Source organism: Saccharopolyspora sp. NPDC002578, from assembly GCF_053592695.1.
In genome coordinates this window covers 1-20,948 of the sequence record NZ_JBSFWJ010000059.1, presented here as the reverse complement: position 1 = coordinate 20,948, position 20,948 = coordinate 1, and the positions used below count along the sequence as shown (strand labels likewise).

At 72.3% G+C, this 20,948-nt stretch carries 21 protein-coding genes and 1 riboswitch; of the genes, 7 read left to right on the top strand and 14 right to left on the bottom strand.

Annotated features, from left to right (window positions below; all coding sequences use genetic code 11):
* Positions 1–141: 141 nt before the first annotated feature.
* From ACWD38_RS23175 to ACWD38_RS23130, 10 genes are all read right to left on the bottom strand, one after another.
* Positions 142–1,143 carry a zinc-dependent alcohol dehydrogenase gene (locus tag ACWD38_RS23175; protein ID WP_343071323.1) on the bottom strand — a complete coding sequence of 334 codons (1,002 nt, stop codon included), beginning with the start codon at positions 1,141–1,143 and terminating at the stop codon, positions 142–144.
* An 11-nt stretch (positions 1,144–1,154) separates the two neighbouring features.
* Positions 1,155–2,312 (bottom strand): mandelate racemase/muconate lactonizing enzyme family protein, encoded by a 1,158-nt coding sequence (locus ACWD38_RS23170; protein ID WP_184478693.1) that lies wholly within the window; start codon positions 2,310–2,312, stop codon positions 1,155–1,157.
* Positions 2,309–3,292: a U32 family peptidase gene (locus ACWD38_RS23165; protein WP_246456729.1), complete on the bottom strand. Its 984-nt coding sequence runs from the start codon at positions 3,290–3,292 to the stop codon at positions 2,309–2,311. Before ACWD38_RS23165 ends, ACWD38_RS23170 begins: the two co-directional genes overlap by 4 nt.
* A gap of 31 nt (positions 3,293–3,323) precedes the next feature.
* Complete coding sequence (locus ACWD38_RS23160) at positions 3,324–3,632, bottom strand: hypothetical protein (protein ID WP_184478691.1); 309 nt, start codon at positions 3,630–3,632, stop codon at positions 3,324–3,326.
* Positions 3,633–3,661: 29 nt separating this feature from the next.
* Positions 3,662–5,326: a sodium:solute symporter family protein gene (locus tag ACWD38_RS23155; RefSeq protein ID WP_450124894.1), complete on the bottom strand. Its 1,665-nt coding sequence runs from the start codon at positions 5,324–5,326 to the stop codon at positions 3,662–3,664.
* Positions 5,327–5,574: 248 nt separating this feature from the next.
* Positions 5,575–6,621, bottom strand: a complete 1,047-nt coding sequence (locus ACWD38_RS23150) for a LacI family DNA-binding transcriptional regulator (RefSeq protein WP_450124893.1) — start codon at positions 6,619–6,621, stop codon at positions 5,575–5,577.
* A 407-nt stretch (positions 6,622–7,028) separates the two neighbouring features.
* Positions 7,029–7,814 carry an ABC transporter permease gene (locus tag ACWD38_RS23145; protein WP_450124892.1) on the bottom strand — a complete coding sequence of 262 codons (786 nt, stop codon included), beginning with the start codon at positions 7,812–7,814 and terminating at the stop codon, positions 7,029–7,031.
* A complete protein-coding gene (locus ACWD38_RS23140) occupies positions 7,811–8,797 on the bottom strand; it encodes an ABC transporter permease (protein WP_343071322.1) in 987 nt (328 codons plus the stop codon). The genes ACWD38_RS23145 and ACWD38_RS23140 overlap by 4 nt, the downstream gene beginning before the upstream one ends.
* Positions 8,794–10,317 (bottom strand): ABC transporter substrate-binding protein, encoded by a 1,524-nt coding sequence (locus ACWD38_RS23135; protein WP_343071321.1) that lies wholly within the window; start codon positions 10,315–10,317, stop codon positions 8,794–8,796. The genes ACWD38_RS23140 and ACWD38_RS23135 overlap by 4 nt, the downstream gene beginning before the upstream one ends.
* A gap of 93 nt (positions 10,318–10,410) precedes the next feature.
* Positions 10,411–10,602: riboswitch (cobalamin riboswitch) on the bottom strand.
* Between the two features lie 79 nt (positions 10,603–10,681).
* Entirely contained in the window at positions 10,682–11,440 is a 759-nt protein-coding gene (locus ACWD38_RS23130; RefSeq protein ID WP_184478686.1) for a DUF899 domain-containing protein, read from the bottom strand.
* Positions 11,441–11,614: 174 nt separating this feature from the next.
* Here ACWD38_RS23130 and ACWD38_RS23125 point away from each other — a divergent pair, with 174 nt between their 5' ends.
* Both ACWD38_RS23125 and ACWD38_RS23120 read left to right on the top strand, forming a co-directional pair.
* On the top strand, positions 11,615–12,283 hold the full coding sequence (locus ACWD38_RS23125) for a hypothetical protein (protein WP_184478685.1): 669 nt from the start codon (positions 11,615–11,617) through the stop codon (positions 12,281–12,283).
* A gap of 42 nt (positions 12,284–12,325) precedes the next feature.
* A complete protein-coding gene (locus ACWD38_RS23120; protein ID WP_184478684.1) occupies positions 12,326–13,060 on the top strand; it encodes a hypothetical protein in 735 nt (244 codons plus the stop codon).
* Between the two features lie 245 nt (positions 13,061–13,305).
* Here ACWD38_RS23120 and hrpB read toward each other — a convergent pair whose 3' ends face one another.
* Together hrpB and ACWD38_RS23110 are read right to left on the bottom strand one after the other, a co-directional pair.
* Positions 13,306–15,741 carry an ATP-dependent helicase HrpB gene (gene hrpB, locus ACWD38_RS23115; RefSeq protein WP_450124891.1) on the bottom strand — a complete coding sequence of 812 codons (2,436 nt, stop codon included), beginning with the start codon at positions 15,739–15,741 and terminating at the stop codon, positions 13,306–13,308.
* Between the two features lie 46 nt (positions 15,742–15,787).
* A complete protein-coding gene (locus tag ACWD38_RS23110; protein ID WP_343071320.1) occupies positions 15,788–16,222 on the bottom strand; it encodes a MarR family winged helix-turn-helix transcriptional regulator in 435 nt (144 codons plus the stop codon).
* 62 nt (positions 16,223–16,284) lie between these two features.
* On the opposite strand from ACWD38_RS23110, the gene ACWD38_RS23105 reads away from it, so the two are divergent.
* The gene (locus tag ACWD38_RS23105) at positions 16,285–16,620 is read left to right on the top strand and encodes an antibiotic biosynthesis monooxygenase family protein (protein WP_184478682.1); all 336 of its coding nucleotides are present in this window, start codon (positions 16,285–16,287) and stop codon (positions 16,618–16,620) included.
* 21 nt (positions 16,621–16,641) lie between these two features.
* On the opposite strand, the gene ACWD38_RS23100 is transcribed toward ACWD38_RS23105, so the two are convergent.
* A complete protein-coding gene (locus ACWD38_RS23100; RefSeq protein ID WP_450124890.1) occupies positions 16,642–17,889 on the bottom strand; it encodes a hypothetical protein in 1,248 nt (415 codons plus the stop codon).
* Positions 17,890–17,954: 65 nt separating this feature from the next.
* Between ACWD38_RS23100 and ACWD38_RS23095 the strand changes: the two genes are divergently transcribed.
* From ACWD38_RS23095 to ACWD38_RS23080, 4 genes are all read left to right on the top strand, one after another.
* A complete protein-coding gene (locus tag ACWD38_RS23095) occupies positions 17,955–18,197 on the top strand; it encodes a hypothetical protein (protein WP_450124889.1) in 243 nt (80 codons plus the stop codon).
* On the top strand, positions 18,194–18,409 hold the full coding sequence (locus ACWD38_RS23090; RefSeq protein WP_184478679.1) for a hypothetical protein: 216 nt from the start codon (positions 18,194–18,196) through the stop codon (positions 18,407–18,409). Before ACWD38_RS23095 ends, ACWD38_RS23090 begins: the two co-directional genes overlap by 4 nt.
* Before the next feature lie 231 nt (positions 18,410–18,640).
* Positions 18,641–19,339 carry a dienelactone hydrolase family protein gene (locus ACWD38_RS23085; RefSeq protein WP_450124888.1) on the top strand — a complete coding sequence of 233 codons (699 nt, stop codon included), beginning with the start codon at positions 18,641–18,643 and terminating at the stop codon, positions 19,337–19,339.
* A 91-nt stretch (positions 19,340–19,430) separates the two neighbouring features.
* A complete protein-coding gene (locus ACWD38_RS23080) occupies positions 19,431–20,060 on the top strand; it encodes a TetR/AcrR family transcriptional regulator C-terminal domain-containing protein (RefSeq protein WP_184478676.1) in 630 nt (209 codons plus the stop codon).
* Positions 20,061–20,079: 19 nt separating this feature from the next.
* On the opposite strand, the gene ACWD38_RS23075 is transcribed toward ACWD38_RS23080, so the two are convergent.
* Positions 20,080–20,469 (bottom strand): hypothetical protein, encoded by a 390-nt coding sequence (locus ACWD38_RS23075; protein WP_450124887.1) that lies wholly within the window; start codon positions 20,467–20,469, stop codon positions 20,080–20,082.
* Positions 20,470–20,948 lie beyond the last annotated feature (479 nt).

The following is a 20,948-nucleotide window of genomic DNA, read 5'->3' as shown; positions in this document are numbered from 1 at the left end:
TCCGAAAAAGCTCGTGCGCCTTGCATGATGTCGTTGCATCGCGCGCTGCGCTGTGCAGCGATGCGCGTGTGGTTCGGGGTGAACGGACCGTTGGTCCAACGGGATTGGACGAACGGTCCGTTCACTCCGATCGCCGCGGGGTCATCGGTGGGGGTTGAGGAGGATCTTGCCGACGTGGGGGCCGGGTTCCTCCAGGGTCTCCAGGGCTTCGGCGGCGTCGGGCAGGGCGAACTCGTGGGTAATGATCCGCCCCGGGTCCAGCACCCCGGCGGTGAACAGGCGCACCACGTGCGACCAGGCACGGGACGGCGCGCCGAACACGGTGTGCACGGTGAGCTGCGCGGACACGAGCCGCGCCGTGGGCAGCGAATCCGACTCGGGAGGCACCCCGGTCAGCGCCACCCGCCCGCCGCGCCGGGCCAGCCGGGTCGCCAGGTGCGCGGTGCCGGGCGTGCCCGCGGTTTCGAGCACCGCGTCGAACCGGCCGCACCGCCGCACCGCTTCCAGGGGGGTGAGCACGGTCGTGGCCCCGCACGACTCGGCGATCTCCTCGCGGCCCGTTCTCGGTTCCACGACGACGAGTTCCGCCGGGCCGGTGGCCGCGAGCAGTTGCGTCCCGAGCAGCCCGAGGCTGCCGCCGCCGACGACGGCCACCCGCTCCCCCGACACCCCGCCGAGCCGCAGGCAGGCCTCGCCGACGCACGCCGCCGGTTCCAGCACGGCCGCCGCCCGCAGATCGGCTTCCGGCGGCAGCACGTGCAGCAGGCGGGCGGGCAGCACGAGGTGCCCGGACCACGCGCCGGGCAGGGTGAACCCGGTTTCCTCGTAGCCCGCGCCGCACAGGTTGTTCTCGCCGCGCCGGCACGCGTCGCAGGACTGGCAGCCGCGGAATCCCTCGCCGACGACGTGGTGACCCACGTAGTCGCCGGTGACGCCGGGCCCGACCGCGAGCACCGTGCCGGACCACTCGTGGCCGGGGATCACCGGGTACCGCACGAACGCGTCGGGCCGTCCGCCGGTGAACACCTCCCGGTCGGAGCCGCAGATCCCGCTCCACGCCACCCGCACCAGCGCCTCGCCGGGCCCGGGTTCGACGGCTTCGACGCGGCCGATCCGCAACTCCCCCGGCCGATCGATGATCACCGCACGATCGTTCACGCGGAGCCCCCGGTGCCGCGGAACTGCCAGTCGTCGGCGTACAGGTCGAAGTGCGCGCCTTCCGGCGGGTGTTCGCGCACGAAGTCCACGTCGAGCTCCACGCCGAGACCGGGTGCTTGGGGCAGCGGGAAGTAGCCGTCGGAGACCTCGGGCAGCCCGGGGGCCGCCTGCTTCACGTGCCGGTCGGCGAAGTCGTTGAAGTGCTCCTGGATCTTGAAGTTCGTGGTGGCCGCCGCCAGGTGCAGGTTGGCGGCGGTGAGCACCGGCCCGCCCACGTTGTGCGGTGCGATCAGCACGTAGTGGCTTTCGGCGGTGGCGGCGACCTTGCGGGTCTCCAGGATGCCGCCGAAGTGCCCGATGTCGGGCTGGATGACGTCCACGGCCCGCCGCTCGAACAGCTCGCGGAACTCGGTGCGGTCGTGCACGCGTTCGCCGGTGGCCACCGGAACGCTCACCTTCTCGGCCACTGTGGACAGTGCGGCGAAGTTCTCCGGCGGCACCGGTTCCTCGATCCAGCTCGGGGAGAACTCGGTGAGCTCGCCCGCGATGCGCACCGCTTCGGCCGGGGTGAAGCGGCCGTGCATCTCCACGAGCAGTTCCACGTCGGGGCCGACGGCGTCGCGCACCGCTTCGACCAGCGACACCGAGCGTCGCCGTTCGGCGGGTTCCAGTTCCCACCGGCCCGGCCCGAACGGGTCGAACTTCAGCGCGCGGTAGCCGCGGCGCACGACCTCCTGCGCGGCGGCGTGGAACTCCTCGGGCGACCGCTCCACCGTGTACCAGCCGTTGGCGTAGGCCTTGATCCGATCGCGCACCTTGCCGCCGAGCAGCCGCCACACGGGCTGACCGAGCGCCTTGCCGATGATGTCCCAGCACGCCATCTCGACGCAGCCGATGCCGGACATCGCGATCTCCCCGGCCCGCCCGTAGTCGCCGTGCTTCATCCGCCACACCAGCGATTCCAGGTCGAACGGGTCGGTGCCGACGATGTGCCTGGGCGCGGCTTCGCGCAGGTAGCCCAGCAGGGCCTGGGTGTGCCCGAGCATCCGCGTCTCGCCGACTCCGACCAGTCCGTCGTCGGTGTGCACGAGCACGTAGGTGAGGTCCCGCCACGGGGTGCCGAGCACGAAGGTGTCCAGGTGGGTGATCTTCATTCCGCTCCCCCGTCGGTCGTGCGCTCGGTCATCCAGGAAGTGGCCGCGGTCCGGTTTCGCGGTTGCGGCAGCGCCAGCCCGTCCGCGCCCGGCACGGAGGTGCCCACGTCCGGCGATTGCCGGGCGAGCAGGTCCAGGCCGATGCGGGCCCGCCGCACCCGTTCCCGCCCCAGGGCCACCGCGGTCGGCGTCAGGTGGGTGCCGCTCGGGTAGATGTTCGGCGCGTTGCGCAACCCGAACTTGACGTAGACGGGCGCGGCGACCCGCACGATCTCACCGATCTCCTGGTGCCGCACGAACCCACCCAGGTCGTCGGGCGCCTCGATGTAGACGTCCAGCGGCAGGTCGGTCGCCGCGCGGATCGCGGCGAGCTGCCCGGTGGTGAGGTCGGTCGGCACGTTGTAGGTGTCGGCCCCGAGATCTTCGGCGATGCGCACCGAAGCCGGGTTCGCCAAGCCCATCTGCACGCTGATCTTGAACTGCAGATCCGGTGGCAGGTCACCGGATTCCCGCATCTTCGCGGCGATCCGCAGCACGCCGAGGTCGGTGATCAGCACGCTGCGCACCCCCGCTTCGGCGCTGCGGTGGATGTCGTCCACCGCGTGCACGAGCCCGTCGGTGCCGCGGGCCTGCGCCGCGACGGGGCCGCCCCCGGACGCGGTCGCCATCGCCCCGATGTCCCAGCCCGCCAGCGGCCGGGCGAACAGGCTCAGCTCGACGGAGGCGTCCGCCGCCGTGCCCGCCATCCGCGCCAGCTCCACGTCGGTGAGCAACAGCGCCCCGCTGCCCTGGGAGATCCGGTGCACCACCACTTCTCTGGCGCGCGCCTCCTCCAGCACCGCGTCGAGCACTTCCGGGCCTTCGGTGCTGGGGATCTCCACGCGGTAGTGCGCCCCGTCGGGGAAGCGCTTCCCGCTGGTGGCGGGAGAATCGTCGGCGGCGAAGCCGTGTTCGGCGAGGAACCGTCGAGTGTGCGGCAAGGATCGTCCTTTCATCCGGGGCGTCGAATGGTCACTCCTCGTTCGGCGGTTCCACCCGCAGCGGCCGGGTCTTCAGCCACAGCAGGAAGAATCCGCCGACCAGCAGCATCGCCAGCCCGGTCCACAGGTTGATGTTGATGCCCTGCGCTTTCGCCAGCGCGTCCGCGTCGGCGAACAGCCCGGCGGCGCCGATCAGCAGCCCGTAGAACACGAACAGCCCGCCGATCACGCTGCGGACGTCGAACAACCGGGCCGCGGTGCCGGATTTCCGCTCCAGTTCCGCGATGTCGGCGGCGTGCTCATCTGGTGTGCCGTGCTCCGGGCGGTCGGGTTCGGTCATGGTGGCCTCCTTCCAGGTGCGGGATTCGCTCAGAACGAGAACGGGAGGTAGCAGGCCGCGGCGAGCACGATCGCGCCCCAGCCGAGCAGCGCCGGGCGGCGGTACCACGCGGAGTCGCCGGGCAGCTCCTCACCGCGGTCGTTCGCCGCGGCCCTCGTGTAGACGAGCCCGCGCAGCTCGGAGTCCGGCTTCGGCGCGGTGGCCAGCGCGACGGGCACGCTGACGGCCACGTCCACGGTGAACGCGATCATGGAGGAGATCATGTTCGCGCCCTGGTCGGTGGCGATCGGCACGACGCCGGTCTTGTACGCCACGTAGAAGGTGATCGGCGCGATCGTGCCCGCCAGCAGGCCGTAGAAACCGGCCTTCGCGGTCATCCGCTTCCAGAACAGCGCCAGGATGAACGTCGCGAACAGCGGCACGTTGAAGAACGAGAACAGCGTCTGCAGGTAGTTCATGATGTTGCTGAACGATGCCGCGATGAACGCCGTGCCCATGCCGGCGAGCACGCCCACCGCGGTGACGACGCGGCCCACCCGCAGGTAGTGCGCGTCCGGCATGCCCGGTTTCAGGTAGGGCCGCCAGATGTCGGTGGTGAACACCGTGTTGAAGCTGGACACGTTCGCGGCCATGCCCGCCATGAACGAGGCCATCAGCCCGGTCACGGCCAGCCCCAGCACGCCGTTGGGCAGCAGGTCGCGCATCAGCAGCGGGATCGCGTCGTTGTAGTCGTAGGCGCCACCGGCCTGCCCGATCTGTGGGTACACCAGCAGCGCGATGATGCCGGGCAGCACCACGATCAGCGGGATGAACATCTTCGGGAACGCCGCGATCAGCGGGGTGCGCCGCGCCGCCGAGAGGTTGCGCGCCGACAGCGAGCGCTGCACCTCGGCGAAGTTCGTCGTCCAGTACCCGAACGACACCGCGAAGCCGAGCCCGAGGGTGATCGTCAGCCAGTTCGCCCCCAGCGGGTTGTCCTGGCCGAACCCGGTGCCGCCCCACGCGGTGAGGAATTCCGGTCCGGGGCCTGCGAAAACGCGGTCGATGAACCCGCCGATGCCGCCGACCCTCGCCAGGCCGAGCACGGTCAGCGGGACCAGCGCGGCCACGATGACGAAGAACTGCAGCACCTCGTTGTAGATCGCCGAGGACAACCCGCCGATGATGATGTAGGCGAGCACGAACACGCCCGCAACACCGATCGACACCGGCAGCGGCCAGCCCAGCAGCGCCCGCAGCACGATCGCCAGCGCGTACAGGTTCACGCCCGCGATCAGCACCGAGGCCACCGCGAACAGGGCGGCGCTGAGCAGGTGCGAGGAGCGGCTGAAGCGCAGCAGCAGGAACTCCGGGACGCTGCGCACCTTCGAGTTGTAGTAGAACGGCATCATCACCAGGCCGAGGAACACCATCGCCGGGATCGCGCCGATCAGGTACCAGTGGATCGTGTAGGCGCCGTACTGCGCCCCGTTCGCCGCCATGCCCAGGATTTCCGTGGCGCCGAGGTTCGCCGACACGAACGCCAGCCCCGTCACCCACGCGGGCAGCGATCGGCCGGAGAGGAAGAAGTCCAGGCTGTTGCGGACACTGCGCTTCGCGGCCAGGGCGATGCCCAGCACCACCGCGAAGTAGACGATCAGGATGAGGTTGTCCATCCAGTTCATGGACAGCCGTAAGCCATCGGCACTGAGCATGGTTCTCGTTTCCTCGTCTTCGTTGGCGAAGAGGCCTTCCGGGGTGATCTGCGTAGGGGTCGGGTGGCGGGACCCCAGCGCTGCGGGGTCGATGTCCCGGCCCGGCTCCACCGCGAGGGAAATCGCCGTCCTCGCGGGAAACCCGGCCGCGTGCGTGGTCACTGCTCAGCGGCTTCGCCGCCGACAAGATCGGAGGTTCGCAGGGATCAGCGGTGCGTTCAGGGATCGAGCGGACCGCCGAGCCCGCGTCACGGGTCGCGGGCTCCGGTGCTGTCGCGCACCACGAGTTCGGCCGCGACGATCGAGCGGTCGGGCACGTCCGCCGCGCCTTCGACCAGCCGGAGCAGCTGGTCGCACGTCATGCGCCCCAGGGCCAGGAAGTCCTGGCGCACCGTGGTCAGCGGTGGGGAGTAGTAGGCGGCTTCCGGCACGTCGTCGAACCCGACCACCCGCACGTCGCCCGGAACGGACCGGCCCGCTTCGGACAACGCGCGCAGCAGGCCGAGCGCCATCTGGTCGTTGGCCGCGAACACCGCGTCCGCGCCCGGATACCGCAGCAGCTTCCGCCCCGCCTCGTACCCGGAGCGGGGGCTCCAGTCCCCGCGCAGCACCGGAGGCACCGCTGCGCCCCGCTCCTCCAGCGCGGCCCGCCACGACTGCTCGCGGGCCTCGGTCTCGAACCAGCCGTCGGGACCGGAGATGTGCCAGACCGTCTCGTGCCCGAGCGCGAGCAGGTGCTCGGTGGCCTGGCGCCCGCCGTCGCGCTGGTCCACGGCGACCACCGGGACCGGCGCCTGCTCGGTGTCGGCGACCGCGACGACCGGCACGCCCGCGGGGACGTCGTCGAGCGCCCGTCCCGTCTCCGCGTGCGGCGCGATGACCACGATGCCCGCCACGCCCTGCGCGCTGAGCGCGTCGACCGCCTCACCGATGCCCGCTCTGCCCGGTTCGCGGACGCTGGCCACCGAGACGCCGAAACCGGAGTCGCGGGCGGCGTTCTCGATGCCGAACAGCGTGCTCGCCGGCCCGTGGAGCACGGAGTCCAGCGCGACCACGCCGAGCACCCGCGACCGCCCGGTGGCCAGTCCCCGGGCGTGCGGGTTGGGCCGGTAGCCGAGCCGCCGCACGGCGTCGAGCACCCGCCGCCGGGTGTCGGCCCGCACCGGCCCGGTGCCGTTGACGACGCGGGACACCGTCATGTGCGAGACCCCGGCGAGCCGGGCGACGTCGGCCAGCGAGGCCCGCTGCACCGGGCCCGGCGCACCGGCCACCGGACCACCGGATTCCTCGGCCATCGCCGCCCCCCGCTTCCGCCTCGATCGGATCGAGCCGCCAGTGTTAGCGCTAACACATCGGCGGTCAAGGTCCTCCGGGGCGAATTGCTCCGACCGCCGCGACGGCACTGCGGTGGACGGCGGCGCCGCCCACTCCATCGGGGGCAACCGCGCGCACCTCGGCCCTGGTGCGCGGCCCCGCTCTTCGGGCCGGAGCCGAAGGCCCCACCCCGGACGTGCCGGGCCGGCGCCCGCGATTTCGCGAGGAATCAACGGTCTCCGGCGTGTCCGACATCCCCTGTGGACAACCGTTCCGGCAGATCAGCGGGGGCACGATGGGCTCGGAGCGGGGGTTTCGCCTCGTTCGGGTGGTTCAACTTCTCGCGAAATTGCGGGAATCGTCCACAACGTGACGGCTGGGGCCGGGGTCAGCTGGGGCCGCGGCCGGTCACCAGGTGGTGGTCGACGGTGAGGTTGATGCCGGTGCAGAGGGCGACCAGCAGGCCCGCCGGGACGAGGACCGCGCACGGCTGCAGGAACAGCGCCTCCTGGTTGCGCTCCACCAGCACCGCCCAGTCGGCGGTGGCGGGATCGAGGCCCAGGCCGAGGAAGTTCGCCGAGGCGACGAGGTACAGCACCAGGCTCAACCTGCCGCCCGCGTCCACGGCGACGGGCGCGAGCACCCCGCGGCCGATGTAGCCGAAGTGGATGCGCCACCACGATTCCCCTTGCAGCGCCATCGCTTCCACTGCGCCGCGCCGGCCCGCGTCGAGCGCCGCACCGCGCACGATCCGCACCACGGCGGGCAGTTGCAGCAGCGCCACCGCGACGACGAGCGCGCCCGCCGTCCGGGTACCGGTGGCGGCCAGCACCATCAGCACCAGCAGTCCGGGCAGTGCCAGCACCAGGTCCAGGCCGCGGGTGAGCCACCGGTCGAGCCACCGGTACGGCTGGCCCACCGCGGCCAGCGCCAGCGGCACCCCCGCCAGGTAGGACAGCGCGAGCGCTCCCCCGGCCAGCGCCAGCACCGATCCGCCGCCGTGCAGCGCCAGGGCGAGCACGTCCCGGCCGAGCACGTCGGTGCCGAGCGGGTGCGCGCCGCCGGGCGGCAGCAGCGGGACGCTCGCCGCGTTCACCGGCCCGGTCAGCAGCGGTCCGGCCAGCGCCGCCATGAGCGGCACGCCGAGCAGCACCCAGCCGAGGACGCGGCTCATCGCGCGCCCGCCCGGAACCGGCGCGCCGCCAGGTCGACGACCGCGTTGACGCCGATCGTGACCGCGGCGAACAGCAGCGCGTAGCCCTGCACCGCGGGCAGGTCCCGGGCGCGCACCGCCTCGACGAACCCGGACCCGAGCCCGTCGAGGGCGAACAGCGCCTCCACCACGACCACGCCGCCGAGCAGCCCGTCCACGGTGCGCCCGAGTTGTTGCAGCACCGGGCCGATCGCGTTCGGCAGCACGTGGCGCAGCACCACCGCGCGCGCACCGAGCCCGGCGCGTCGCGCGTGCGTCGCGAACTCCGCGGAGTTCGCGACCACCACGCCGGCGCGGACCTGCCTGGCCAGCGCGGACAGCTGCTTGGCCACCAGGACCGCCACCGGCAGCACCAGCACCGCGGGTTCGGCCGCCAACGACCAGCCGGACAACCCGGCGGCCGTCGCGGGCAACCAGCCCGCCTGCACCGAGAACACGCCCACCAGCAGCAGCGCCAGCGCGAACTCGGGCACCGAGTTCAGCAGCACCACCGCGAAGTTCACCGAGCGGTCGAACCGGGATCCGGCGCGCAGTCCGCTGCGCGCGCCCAGCCACAGCGCCAGCGGCAGCACGATCAGCAGGGTCAGCACCGCCAGCAGCACCGTCGTCGCGGCGTTGCCCGCGATCTCGTCGACAACCGGGCGCCCGGTGCGCAGCGAGGTGCCGAGGTCGCCGTGCAGGATTCCCGCCGCCCAGTCCAGGAATCGGGTGCCCAGCGGCTCGTCCAGGCCGAGGCGCCGCCGCAGCGCGTCGACCTGCCCGGTGTCGGCGTGCTCGCCGAGGACGACTTCGGCGGTGTCGCCGGGCAGCAGCGCGGTGAGCGCGAACACGCCGACGGCGACCAGCGCGATCTGCGCCACCGCGACGCCGATCCGGGACAGCACCGCGCCGAGCACCCGAGCACCGGGGGCCGCCCCGCGCAGCCGCGGAGCGAGCGCGATCACCCCACGCTCACCCGGTCGAACCGGGCCCAGTCCAGGGAGTTCGGTGGTGCTCCGCGCACGCCGGACACCTGGTCGGAGGTGGCGACGTTCCAGCCGCTGAAGCCCCACACCACCATGCCGCTGTGCTCCCGCGACAACCGCTGCGCCCGCGCCAGCAGGGCCGCCCGCCGATGTTCGTCGGCTGTGGACAGAGCTTCGGCGTGCAGCGCGTCGAATTCGGCGGAGCGGTAGCCGGTGTAGTTGTTGCCGCCCGCGTCGGAGGTCATGCGCTGGCCGAGGAACGTCGGCACCGGCAACGCGGCGGTCCTGCTCAGGGAGGCCACGCCGTGCTCCTTGATGTCGGAGAAGTACGTTTCCGACGGCCCGACCCGCGGCGTCACGCGCATCCCGATGTCGCCCAGCTGCTGGGAGATGAGGCTCGCCGCCGACTCGAAGTACGGGTCGACGGAGCTGGTCTGCAACTCCCAGCCGAGCCCGTCGGCGCGGGCCTCCCGCAGCAGCGACCGGGCGAGCTCCGGGTCGCGGACGGGTTCGGGCAGGCCCGCCGGGTAGAACCGCAGACCGGCGCCGAACAGGTCGTTGCCGATCCGTCCCTGGCCGCTGAGCGCGATGTCGAGCAGCGCTCGGCGGTCCAGCCCCGCCCGCACCGCGCGCACCAGCCTGGGGTCGGAGAACGGGGGCCGGTCGACCTTGAGCAGCAGCGACTGCATGGTGCCGAACGGCGCGGAGTGCACGCGCGCCCGGCCGCCCTGCTCCAGCAGTCGCACCGAGTTCGCGCTGACGTCGTGGGCGTAGTCGACCTGACCGGACAGCAGCGCGTTGACCCGCGCGCTCTCCTCCTCCATCGGCACGAACTCCAGCTCGGCCGGGGTGGCCGGGCCGGACCAGTGGTCGTCGAACCGCGCGAACACGGCGGGTTTGCCGGGTTCGAAGGACACGAAGCGGAACGGTCCGGAGCCGACGGGGGCGGTGAAGTCGGTCGTTCCGGCGGGCACGATCTCGGTGGCGGGGGCGCCCCACGCGGCGGGGAACTCGAAGTTCGGCGCGCCGAGCACCAGTTCCAGTTCGGTGGCCGAGATCGCCGTGCTGGCCGCGAAGTCCACGTCTCCGAAGTGCGCGCTCGCCTGCGCCGCGGTGGAGTCGTCGGCGATGCGCCGGTACGTGTAGAGCACGTCTTCGGCGGTCACCGGGCGTCCGTCGTGGAACTTCGCCGGGCGCAGCCGGATCCGCCAGCGGGTGCCGGTCGGATCAGGCTGCCACCACTCGGCGAGGCGGGGCACCACGCTCATGTCGTCGGCGTAGCCGACGAGCGTGTCGAACAGCGCTTTCGCCCTCGCCTGGTCGACGAACAGCGAGCCGGTGTGCGGGTCCAGGGATTCGGTCGCCCCGCCCGCGGGGAACGCCACCCGCAGCCGCCCCGGGCTCGACCCGGAACCGCCGGAACAGGACACCAGGGGCACCGCGGCGAACGCTCCCGCGACACCCGCGAGCAGCCGCCTGCGGCCGAGCACGCCGCTCACGCGGCGCGGCAGGACTCGGGGGACCGACCGGAATCCGGCGCGTACAACGAGTTCGGGTGCACTTCGTACCTCCTCGGGGCTCCGCGACCCCGTGCGAATCGGTACGACGGTGCCAGTCTCCTGGCTCATGGATCAGCGCCGCGCCCCGCCTTCCCACCGGTTTCCCGGCAGTGGCCCCAGTGGACGCGGCTCCCCATTCACAGTGGCGGGACCGCGCCGGATTCCTCACCGGCTTCCTGCACACCGTCGCAGTGGAACGTCGCGACAACCTTTCAGCCTGCGTTGATCGTTGTCAAGAAACATGTGAACCACCCGATGCGGGCGGACCCGCGGTCATCGCCCGACCCCGCTGCGCCGCCGGTGATCAGTACTCGTCGTGGTAGCGGACCTTGTCGCTGCCCGCCGGAGCGCCGACGGCACTCGCCCGGCCCTTCGGTTCCTCCCACTCCTCCTGCCTGCCCAGCGCGGTGAGGTCGAGCAGGCTCGTGGTGCTGCCGAGGCCGTCGAGGCCGCGCGCGTACGTGGAGTAGGTGTGGAACACGGCGTCCCCGTCACGCAGGAACACGCTCAGGCCGGGCAGCTCGAACGGCTCGGAGCCTTCGACGTAGTAGCCGACCCCGGCCCGCTCCAGCTCCGCCCTGGTGCGGTAGTTGTACTCGATCGGCGACACCGATTCGTCGTGGGTGACGTGGAAGTCGTGGTTGAACCGGCCGCCGCCGGAGGAGTACCACGGGAACGTCCAGCCCATCCGCTCCTTGAACGGTTCGATCTTGTCCAGCGGCGCCCGCGAGACCACGACCAGCGAGGTGTCCCGCGCGCGCAGGTGCGTGAGGTCGCCGAACTGGTCGACGAACCCCGAGCAGCTCGGGCAGCCCGCGTCCCAGCTCGGGTCGAACATGAAGTGGTAGATCAGCAGCTGGCGGCGCCCGCCGAACAGGTCGAGCAAGGTGGCCGTCCCGTCCGGGCCGTCGAACCGGTAGTCCTCGTCGATGCGGACCATCGGCAACCGCCGCCGGTCCGCGTTGAGCGCGTCCCGCGCCTTCGTCGCCGCCTTCTCCCTCGCCAGCAGTTCCTTGCGCGCGGCGAGCCATTCCTCCCGCGACACGACCTCGGGCAAGCTCATCGTCGTCCTCCTCGAATCGTCCGTTCCACGAGTTCGACCGCTCGGTGCGCGGGAACTCATCGCGCAGCCCGCCGGTTCCACCGAACGGACGACCCGGGTGCTCGCGGGGCTCGTTGTCGGGGGTCTGGTGCAGAGTGTCGCCATCACAAGATCGACGCTTGACGAGGACCACCGATGACAGCACCGACGTTCCCCGCGGACACCCTGGATTCCGAAGGCGGCCCCGCATGGATCTCCGATCTCGGCGCGGAGGACCCGCACCAGCTCGTGCACCTGGTGCGCGACCTGCAGCCGCTCGAAGCGCTGGAGGTGCTGGGGGCGAAGCTCCGGCACGTGCGGCCGTGCACCTTGCCGCCGGAGCGCTCCGACGAGCACACCTCGCTGCCGCGCACCGCGCTCGGCGACGTCGAGTGCAGCGCGGTGCTGCTGGCCGGACGGATCGGCGGCTGGACCTTCGTCCTCGACGACGCGGGCATGACCTCCGAGGTCTCGGGCGTCGACGGCGCCTTGGTGGATCCCGCCGTGGCGCTGTCCCGGACCGGCGGGTCGGCGTTGACCCTGGCGAACAACTTCAGCGGGCCGAGCTGCGGCCTCGTGTTCGCCGAGCACGGCGAAGAGGTGCTGTGGACGAACTCCGACGACCTCGACGGGATCGCGCCCGAGCTGGAGGGCAGGCTCAAGGACGCCGTCGAGGCCGCCGGGATCGTCGAGCAGGACTACCTCGATCCGGGTGAGCGCGACCCGGAGGCGGTCATCCGCATGGGCTGCGCGCTCGCGGGGATCACCTCCTGGACGTCGGCGGACGTCCGCGGCGCCGACCTGGTGATGCTGCCGTTCGGCTGAGCTCGCCCGTCGGCCCGCCCTTCCCCACTCCGAGGAGATGTCTTGCCCACACCTGGTTTTCCACCTGGAACCCTGGACGCCGATGATCGCCCGATCTGGCTGTCCGAACTGGACGTGATCGGCCACTCCACCGCGCACCTGGTGCGCGACGTCGCACCGCGCGCGGCGCTGGAGCTGCTCGGCCTCGACGCCGGTTCCGCCGTGCCGTGCACGTTGCCCGCGCAGTCCACCGACGAGCACACCTCGTTGCCGCGCGCGGCCCTCGGCGACCCCGACTGCGTCGCGGTGCTGCTGGCGGGCCGGGTCCACGGCTGGACGCTGGTGTTCGACGACGCCGGCGCGACCAGCGAGGTCGGCGACCTGGAGCGCGCCCGCGCGGTGGACGCGGCGGCCGGCGGCGACTGGTCCGGTCTCGAGGCGATGGCGGGCAGGCCGAGACCGGCCGTGCAGGAGCCGAGCGCGGTCCTGTCCGCCGCCGGCGGACCCGCGGTGACGATCCGGACGAACTTCACCGGCCCTCCGGTAGCCATCGGGTACGCGATCGACGGCGAGCTCGTCTTCAGCACGGACTCCGACGACCTGGACCTCCGCGATCCGCAGCCCCGAGCCGACGTCCGGGCGGCCATCGCGGCGGCGGGCATCTCCGACGAGGACGACCTGGCCCCCGGCGAACCGGACACCTTCGCCCTGGCCCGCATCGGCTGCGCCCTGGCAGGCGTGACCTGGACGCTCCCCGACCTCCGAGCCACCGACCTCATCGCCCTCACCTTCAACTGAACAGAACCAAAGCCGCTGACCACTTCTCTTTGATCTTGCATTCTCCAAGTGAGCGCCTTCGTGGTCGTTGTCTTGTCAGCGGCGAAGCCGCTGAGCAGTGACCACCAGAGCAACCGGCACCGCCGCGGGTTCTCAGGTGCTTCCTCGCGAGGACAGCTTTTTCCCTCGTGGCGGAGCCACTTGGGAAAAAGATCCCGCAGCGAGGAAGCACCTGAGGTTCCGCCACCCGCCCCCTACGCAGACGATCAACGGCGGGTCTTCCGCGTGGGAAGTGCCGTGGTGGGGTCGGTGGGCCAGGGGTGCTTCGGGTACCTGCCGCGCAGGTCGGCGCGGACCTGCGGGTAGCCGGTGGCCCAGAAGGACTCCAGGTCGGAGGTGACCGCCGCCGGGCGTCCGGCGGGTGAGAGCAGGTGCAGCACCAGGGGGATTCGGCCGCCGGCGAGCATCGGGACCTGGCGCCAGCCGAAGACCTCCTGCACCTTCACCGGCAGCACCGGCCGATCACCCGAGTAGTCGATCTTGATCCGGGACCCGGAAGGCACCTCGACGCTCTCCGGCGCGAGCTCGTCGAACCGGGCCGCCTGCGACCACGGGATCAGCCTCCGCAGCCCGCCCGCAGCGGAGATCCGCGTGAGGTCGGCCCGCTTCCGGGCGCGGGACAGCTCCGGCTCCAGCCAGGAGTCCACATCGGACAGCAGCGAGTCGTCGTCGACGGCGGGCCACGGTTCGCCGAGCACGGAGTGCAGGAATCCGATGCGGTCGCGCAGCCGGACGGCGTCCTGGCTCCAGCGCACCAGCTCCAGTCCGTCGACGCGGAGCCCGTCGAGCAGCGCAGCCCGCACCAGCGCCGGGTCGGGTTCGCGCAGCGGCCTGCTGTCCACGGTGATCGCGCCGATCCGCTCTTCGCGCACCGCCCGCACGTCGCCGCCGGACCACCGGACCTCGTCGCGCGCGCTGAGCAGCGGAGCCGCCACTCGTCGAGCCAAGCCCTCGTCGGCGGGGGCGGCGAGCCGCACCGTGCCGTGCGCGGCGCCGGGGCTGCGGTCGGCGACCGCCACCGCGAGCCACTCGGCGTGCCGCAGCGGCGATCCGGTGGGCACTTCGACGGCCGTGCCCGACGCCATCAGGTAGATCGGGGAGTCCGCAGCCCGGCGGCGGGCGACGCGCTCCGGGAAGGCGAGCGCCACGATCTCGGCCGCGTCCGCCCTGCCCTGCCGCGTCGGCTTCTCCGCGCGCCCGGCCAGCCTGCGCGATTCCCGCCGCCACCGGTCGGTGCCGGGCCCGCCGCGGCGCAGCCGCGCCAACGCGGAGTCCACATCGGACTCGGAGGTCACCGTGTCGTCGTCGAGCAGTGCCACGACCTCGCTCGCCGCCCGTGCCCCGGCCCGTTCGGTGCCGTCGAGCAGTGCTCGCGCCAGCCTCGGGTGCAGCCCGAGCTCGGCCATCCGCCGGCCTCTGCCGGTCACCGCGCCGTCGGGGTCGAGCGCGCCGAGTCCGCGCAGCACCTCGTGCCCGGCGGCGAGCGGACCCGTCGGCGGCTCGTCCCACCAGGTCAGCGCGGAACCGTCCGGAGTTCCCCAGCAGGCCAGCTCCAGCGCGAGGCGGGTGAGTTCGGCGGTGCGGATCTCCGGCTCGGCGAACGCGGGCAACGTGCTGTGCTCGTGCTCCGGCCAGCACCGGTAGGCGATGCCCGGCCCTTGCCGCCCGGCGCGGCCGGCGCGCTGCTCGGCACCCGCCTGCGACACGCGCACCGTCGCCAGTCCTGCGAGCCCACGCCTCGTATCCACTCTGGACACACGGGACATCCCGGAGTCGACGACCGCGCGCACGCCCGGCACCGTCAGGCTCGACTCCGCGACGGCCGTCGCGAGCACCACCTTGCGCCGCTTCCCCTCGCGCAGCGCGGAATCCTGCTCGGCGTGCGGAAGCCTGCCGTGCAGCGGGAGCACGTCCACATCAGACAGTCCGGCGAGCGCGGCGGCGACGCGGCGGATCTCGCCCGCGCCGGGCAGGAAGGTGAGCACGTCGCCGTCCTGCTCGTCGAGCGCGGTCCGCACCGCCCGCGCCACGCACGCCTCGATCCGTTCGCCCCGGTTCGGCGGCAGGTAGCGGTGCTCCACCGGGTAGGTGCGCGCCTGCGCGTGCAGCACCGGGGCGCCGCCCAGCACTTCCGCCGCGCGGGTGGCGGCGATCGTCGCGGAGGTCGCCAGCAGCCGCAGGTCCGGGCGCAGCCCGTCGCGCGCGTCGAGCAGCAGCGCCAGCAGCAGGTCCGCGTCGAGGTGGCGTTCGTGGCACTCGTCGAGCACCACCACGTCGACCCCGGACAGCTCCGGATCCGCCTGCAACCGCCGCACCAGCAGGCCCGAGGTGACGACTTCGACGACGGTGCGCGGCCCACGCACGCGCTCCCCGCGCACCGAGTACCCCACGCGCTCGCCGACGTCCTCCCCCACCAGCTGCGCCATCCGGCGGGCGGCCGCGCGGGTCGCCAGCCGCCGCGGCTCGGCCACCACCACGCGCAGTCCGCGTTGCGCCAGCGCCAGCGGCACCAGCGTCGTCTTCCCGGTGCCGGGCGGAGCGACCAGCACGGTGGTGCCGTGTTCGGCGAGGGCGTCGGCGACCTCGCCGAGCACCGGACGCACCGGCAGGTCCGGCAGCGGGAGGGAGGAGAAGTCGGTCATCGCAGCACAGTGTCCAGGTCGTTCGTCGCGGTCGGGGGGCGCGGGCTCAGTCGGCGAGGTTGTCGGTGCACCGGATCAGCAGGCCCGCCAGCTGGAGGCGTTCCGCCGCGTCGAACCCGGCCAGCATCCGCTCCTCCGCCGCGGTCATCACCTCGGCCGCCCGAACCAGCCGCTGTTCGCCGAGCGGCGTCAGCCGAGCCGGTTTCGCCCGCCCGCTCGCGGGACGGTCGGCGACCTCCACGAGCCCGCCGCCGCGCAGGCCCGCGAGCACGTCCTGCAGCGACTGCCGGGTGACGAAGCAGAACCGCGCCAGCTCCGCCGAGGACGCGCCCGGATGTTCGTGGAGGGCGTTGAGCACCGCGTACTGCGCGATCGTGACGCCGACGCCGCGCAGTTCGCGCTCGGATTCGTGCCGCAGCATCTGCTGGACGCGCTTGACGAGGTATCCGGGCCGATGCTCGGTGTGTCCCTGTTGACTCACGTAAGGATCCTGACACAGACTGTGTGATGTCAGGAACCTGACATATCGAGAGGATCCGAGAGATGCCGAGCACCATCGAGCAGAACGCGCCGCTGGCGACCCTGATCAACGTCTTCACCGTGCGCCCGGAGCGCCAGCGCGAACTCGTCGACCTGCTCAACCGCGCGACGGAAGAGGTCATGATCACGCTGCCCGGCTTCGTGTCCGCCAACATCCACGCCAGCACCGACGGCACCAAGGTCGTCAACTACGCCCAGTGGAGCGACGCGGACGCGTTCCAGGCCATGCTCGCCAACCCCGTCGCGCAGCCGCACATGCAGGCCGCCGCGGAAGTGGCCGAGTCCTACGAGCCGCACCTCTACGCGGTCGACGCGGTGCACGTGGTCGACGACATCTGAGACCTCGCGGCGCGGAGCGGCTCAGCGCGGCGGGAGGCGGTGGCGGATGTGGTCGAGCACGTCGGACAACGTCGAGGGCAACGCCTCCCCCGGCACCCTGGAGACGGCACGTCGGAGGCGGTTCTCGGTCCGGACCGAGTGCATTTGACCGAGCATCGGCGCCACTGCGATCGCAGCGCGTTCGGCCTCCGCGACATCACCGGCCGCCAGCGCCGAATCGAGCAGGCACGCCCGGTGGATGTAGAGCGCCCACCGCTGGCTCTCCCGCCCGGACGCCAGGTCCACCGCGCTGCTCAACAGCGGCAAGGCTTCGACATGCCTGCCCAACGAGGCGAACATGCTGCCGGCGTGCCCGTCTAGCTCCCGCGCGTTGAACCACCACGCCCAAGCGGGATCGCGGTTGCTGACACCATCACCGAACGTCGCACGCGCGCGGTCGAACGCGCTGCGCGCCGCCGACTCGTCGCCGAGGTGCCCGAGCGCACGAGCCTGCCGGAGCCGGAACAACGCCCGCACCCGAACGGGAACTCGCGACTCCTCACCGAACCGTTCGGAGATCCGCAGCGCCTCCCGCTGCCGCCCGGAGTACGTGCCCGCCAACGCCTGGTTCGACAGGATGAACCACTGCATCGAGGTATCACCGGCGATCTGCGCCAGCATCAGCGCTTCCGCGTTGATCAGCCTCGCCTCGTCGTGGCGCTGCGCGTCGATGAGCATCCAGCCCGCGACCTCGCCCAGCTCCGCCGTCGCCGCCTCCAGATCCCGCTCCACCTCCACCCGGTAGCGCCCCGAAGCCAGAACCCGCTGCGCGTCCCGGAAACGCCGCACCACGGCGTCGACCACCTCGCCCGAGCCCAGCAGCGAGTCCATCCGCACGAACTGCGCGATCGCGCCGTGCAAGGAGGCCACGAAGTCCGCGTCGGCGGGCGGCCCGTTCTCCGCCGCGCCCGACCCGGTCGGATCCGAAGCAGCCTCGGCGGAGATCTCGTCAGCGGCCGACGGCGTCTCCGGGAACCCCAGTTCCGCGTCCGACGACGCGCCCAGCACCGCCCGCAGCGCCGCCCGGTACGGCGCGGAAGGTCGGCGCACCGCGCCGCGCTCCCACTTCGCCAGCAGGTGCGGGTCCAGGTCGTGGCGCTTGCCGGTCTCCCGCCACAACCACGACGACACCGCCGAAGCGAGCTCGGAACGGGACATCGGTTCGCCCGGCGCGCGCCGGGACGCGGTGCGCGACCGCGCCTCCCGCAGGCTTTCGTTGGGTTGACCCACGGTTACCCATGATGACCACCCGGCTGACCTGGAGTCCACGCACCCTCGGTGACGATCCTGCGACCATGAGTGATCGAACATCCGAAGTGCAGTGGATCGGCGGCAGGCACGCCGCCGTCGGACACGCGGTGCCCGCGCGGTGGCGGTGGTCGCCGGGGTGCACCACGCGAGCCGTGTGCGGCGCCGAGATCCGACCGGCGTGGCCCGGGTACCTGCTGCCGCCGGGAGTGTGCCCCGACTGCCGCACCCGGACGGGCACCGCGCCGCCGCTCGACGAGCGCCGCCCGGCACCGAGGTGGCAGCCGTGATCTTCTTCGCCCGCTACCGGAGCACCGCGCTCGGCGTCTCCGGCTTGATCAGCCACGCGTTCGAGATCCGGCATCCGGCGGCTCGCGGCAGGGAACTCACCTCGCTGTGCGGGCAGACGTTCCCGCCCGGCGTGCTCGCCGTGCTGCCCGGCTGGACGGGGAACCGCTGCCCGGCCTGCGCGCTGCGCCGGTCCCGGAACGAGCACCGATGAGCTCCGGGCCGGAGTACGCGGACGACCGAGCGGATCACGACGCCGGGATCGGATCGCCCTGGGTCCACCTGTTCAGCGGCGACCTCGCCGCCGACCTCGCCGCCGCGGCTCCCCCCGGACGGTGCTCCCGACCTGGTGACGCTGGGGGTGGTGCTGACCCGGTTGCGGGAACTCTGACGCCACCCACCCCACCCGCTGCCCCGGACCACCGGGAAGTGGTGCAATCGGGGCATGGCTGAGAACCCACTGCAGAACGTGACCTTCCCCAGCAACGGGGGCACCGCGCACGGCTACCTCGCGCTGCCGGAATCGGGAAGCGGCCCCGGCGTCGTCGTGATCCAGGAATGGTGGGGCCTGACCGACCACATCGCCGACGTCACCAACCGGCTCGCCGCCGAAGGGTTCGTCGCGCTCGCCCCCGACCTCTACGGCGGGCGCACCACGCACGACTCCGACGAGGCCGGTCAGCTCATGCAGGACCTCCCGGTGAACCAGGCCGCCACCGATCTCGGCGGCGCGGTGGACTACCTGCTGGCCCACGACGCCGTGACGAGCAGCAAGATCGGTTCCGTCGGCTTCTGCATGGGCGGCGGGTTCGTGCTGGTGCTCGCCGCGCAGCAGGGCGACAAGATCGGCGCCGCGGTGCCGTTCTACGGCGTGCTCGGCGAGGACTACCCGAGCTTCGAGAACCTGACCGCACCGCTGCTCGGCCACTTCGGCGAGCAGGACTCGATGGCCCCGCCGGACGCCGTGGAGGCGCTGGCCGACCGGATCGAATCCGAGTCCGGAACGCGCCCCGACTTCCGGATCTACCCGGCCGGGCACGCGTTCTTCAACGACGAGAACCACATGGGCACCTACGACCCCGTGCAGGGGGCGAAGGCGTGGGGCGCGACGCTCGAATTCCTCCGCGCCAAGCTGGAGGGCTGATCTCCGCCGGGCGCCGGTCACCGCACGTCGTGACCGGCGCCTCCGGCGCACGAGCGCTGGCGGCGGCGCGGAGTCTCCCTAAGCTGGGGCGATGGGCGAACCGCGCAGGCTCGAACCGGCCACGGTCGTGGCCGAGGCGGTGCGGGTGCTCGACGAGCAGGGGCTCGACGCCGTCACCCTGCGGGCCGTGGCCGATCGGCTCGGCGTCCGGATGAACACCGTGCTCTGGCACGTGAAGAGCAAAGCCCGGCTGCGGGAACTGATGGCGGACGCGCTGATCGGCGAGATCCGCTTCGACGACCTGCCCGGCCCGTGGGAGCCGAGGGTGCGCGAGCTGTTCCACCGGCTGCGGCGGGTGCTGCTGGCGCACCGCGACGGCGCCGCGCTCGTCACCGGGACCTACGCGCTCGAACCGCACGTGCTGCGCTTCGCCGAAGAGCTCGCCACGACGCTGCTGCGCGGTGGTCTCGCGGTGCGCGAGGCCTCGTGGGCGGTGTGGACCTCGCTCTACGTCACTCTCGGGCTGGTGCAGGAGGAACAAGCCCCCTCCGGTCCCCGCCCCGCCGCGCTCCGGGAGGCGGTCGACGAGCGGCGGTACCCGGCGCTGCACGGCATCCTCGGCGAGTTCACCGGCACGGACTTCGCCGCCCGCTTCGACTTCGCACTCACCGCCCAGCTCGCCGCCCTCCGCGAACACGCGCACCTTCCGCCGAGCACGTGATCCCACCCGGTGGACTGGGTCAGGCGTCGCAACCGTCGCCGTCGCGCTCGGAGCGGTGATCCACCCGGTGGACTGGGTCCGAGGCGCAGTCCTCGTAGTGCACGGGCTCGCGCGTCCGCGCGGGTTCCGGGGCGGCGATCCGTTCGGACGCCCGCACCTCGTAGGTCGCGGCGGGCGGCAGCGTCGACTCCGGGACGACCGCCGGGGCGAGCACGACCGCGGCGGGCTCGACCGACCCGGTCGGCACCGGCCGGGCCGACTCGCCCTCCCGCGACTGGTCGCACGAGGCCGCGAGGCCGAGCACGAACAGCAGGGCGAAGACGCCACCGATGACCCACGTCCACTGGCGCCGATCCGGCCGCAGGTGCGACGAGGCGGTCGGCGACTGCGGGAAGGTCCGCGTACTCATGTCCGTCTTCTCATTTCCGCCCCCGGGCAGGGGCGCACCGGGCCCGGTGCCGTTCACCGGGCTCGATGACCATGTCGCCGGACACGGACGGTCGTTACGGAATACACCCCATCGGCCCAACCGACCCGCAACAGTGCACCTCACCGTCCCCAACCCCCCCGCACGAACACGGATCGTCCTCCCCGAAACGCACCCCCGCCACCGACCGGCGGCACCCCGACGCAAAGCGGGGCCCGCAGCGCACCCACGCACCACGGACCCCGAAACCTCGCTCGAAACCGCCGGCCCCCGACCTCACCGCGACAAGGTGAGCAGCGTTCATGCTCTGTGTCCTGTCAGCGGCGAAGCCGCTGAGCAGCAACCACCAGATCAACCGGCACCGCCGCGGGTTCTCAGCTGCTTCCTCGCGAGGACAGCTTTTTCCCTCGTGGCGGAGCCACTTGGGAAAAAGATCCCGCAGCGAGGAAGCAGCTGAGGTT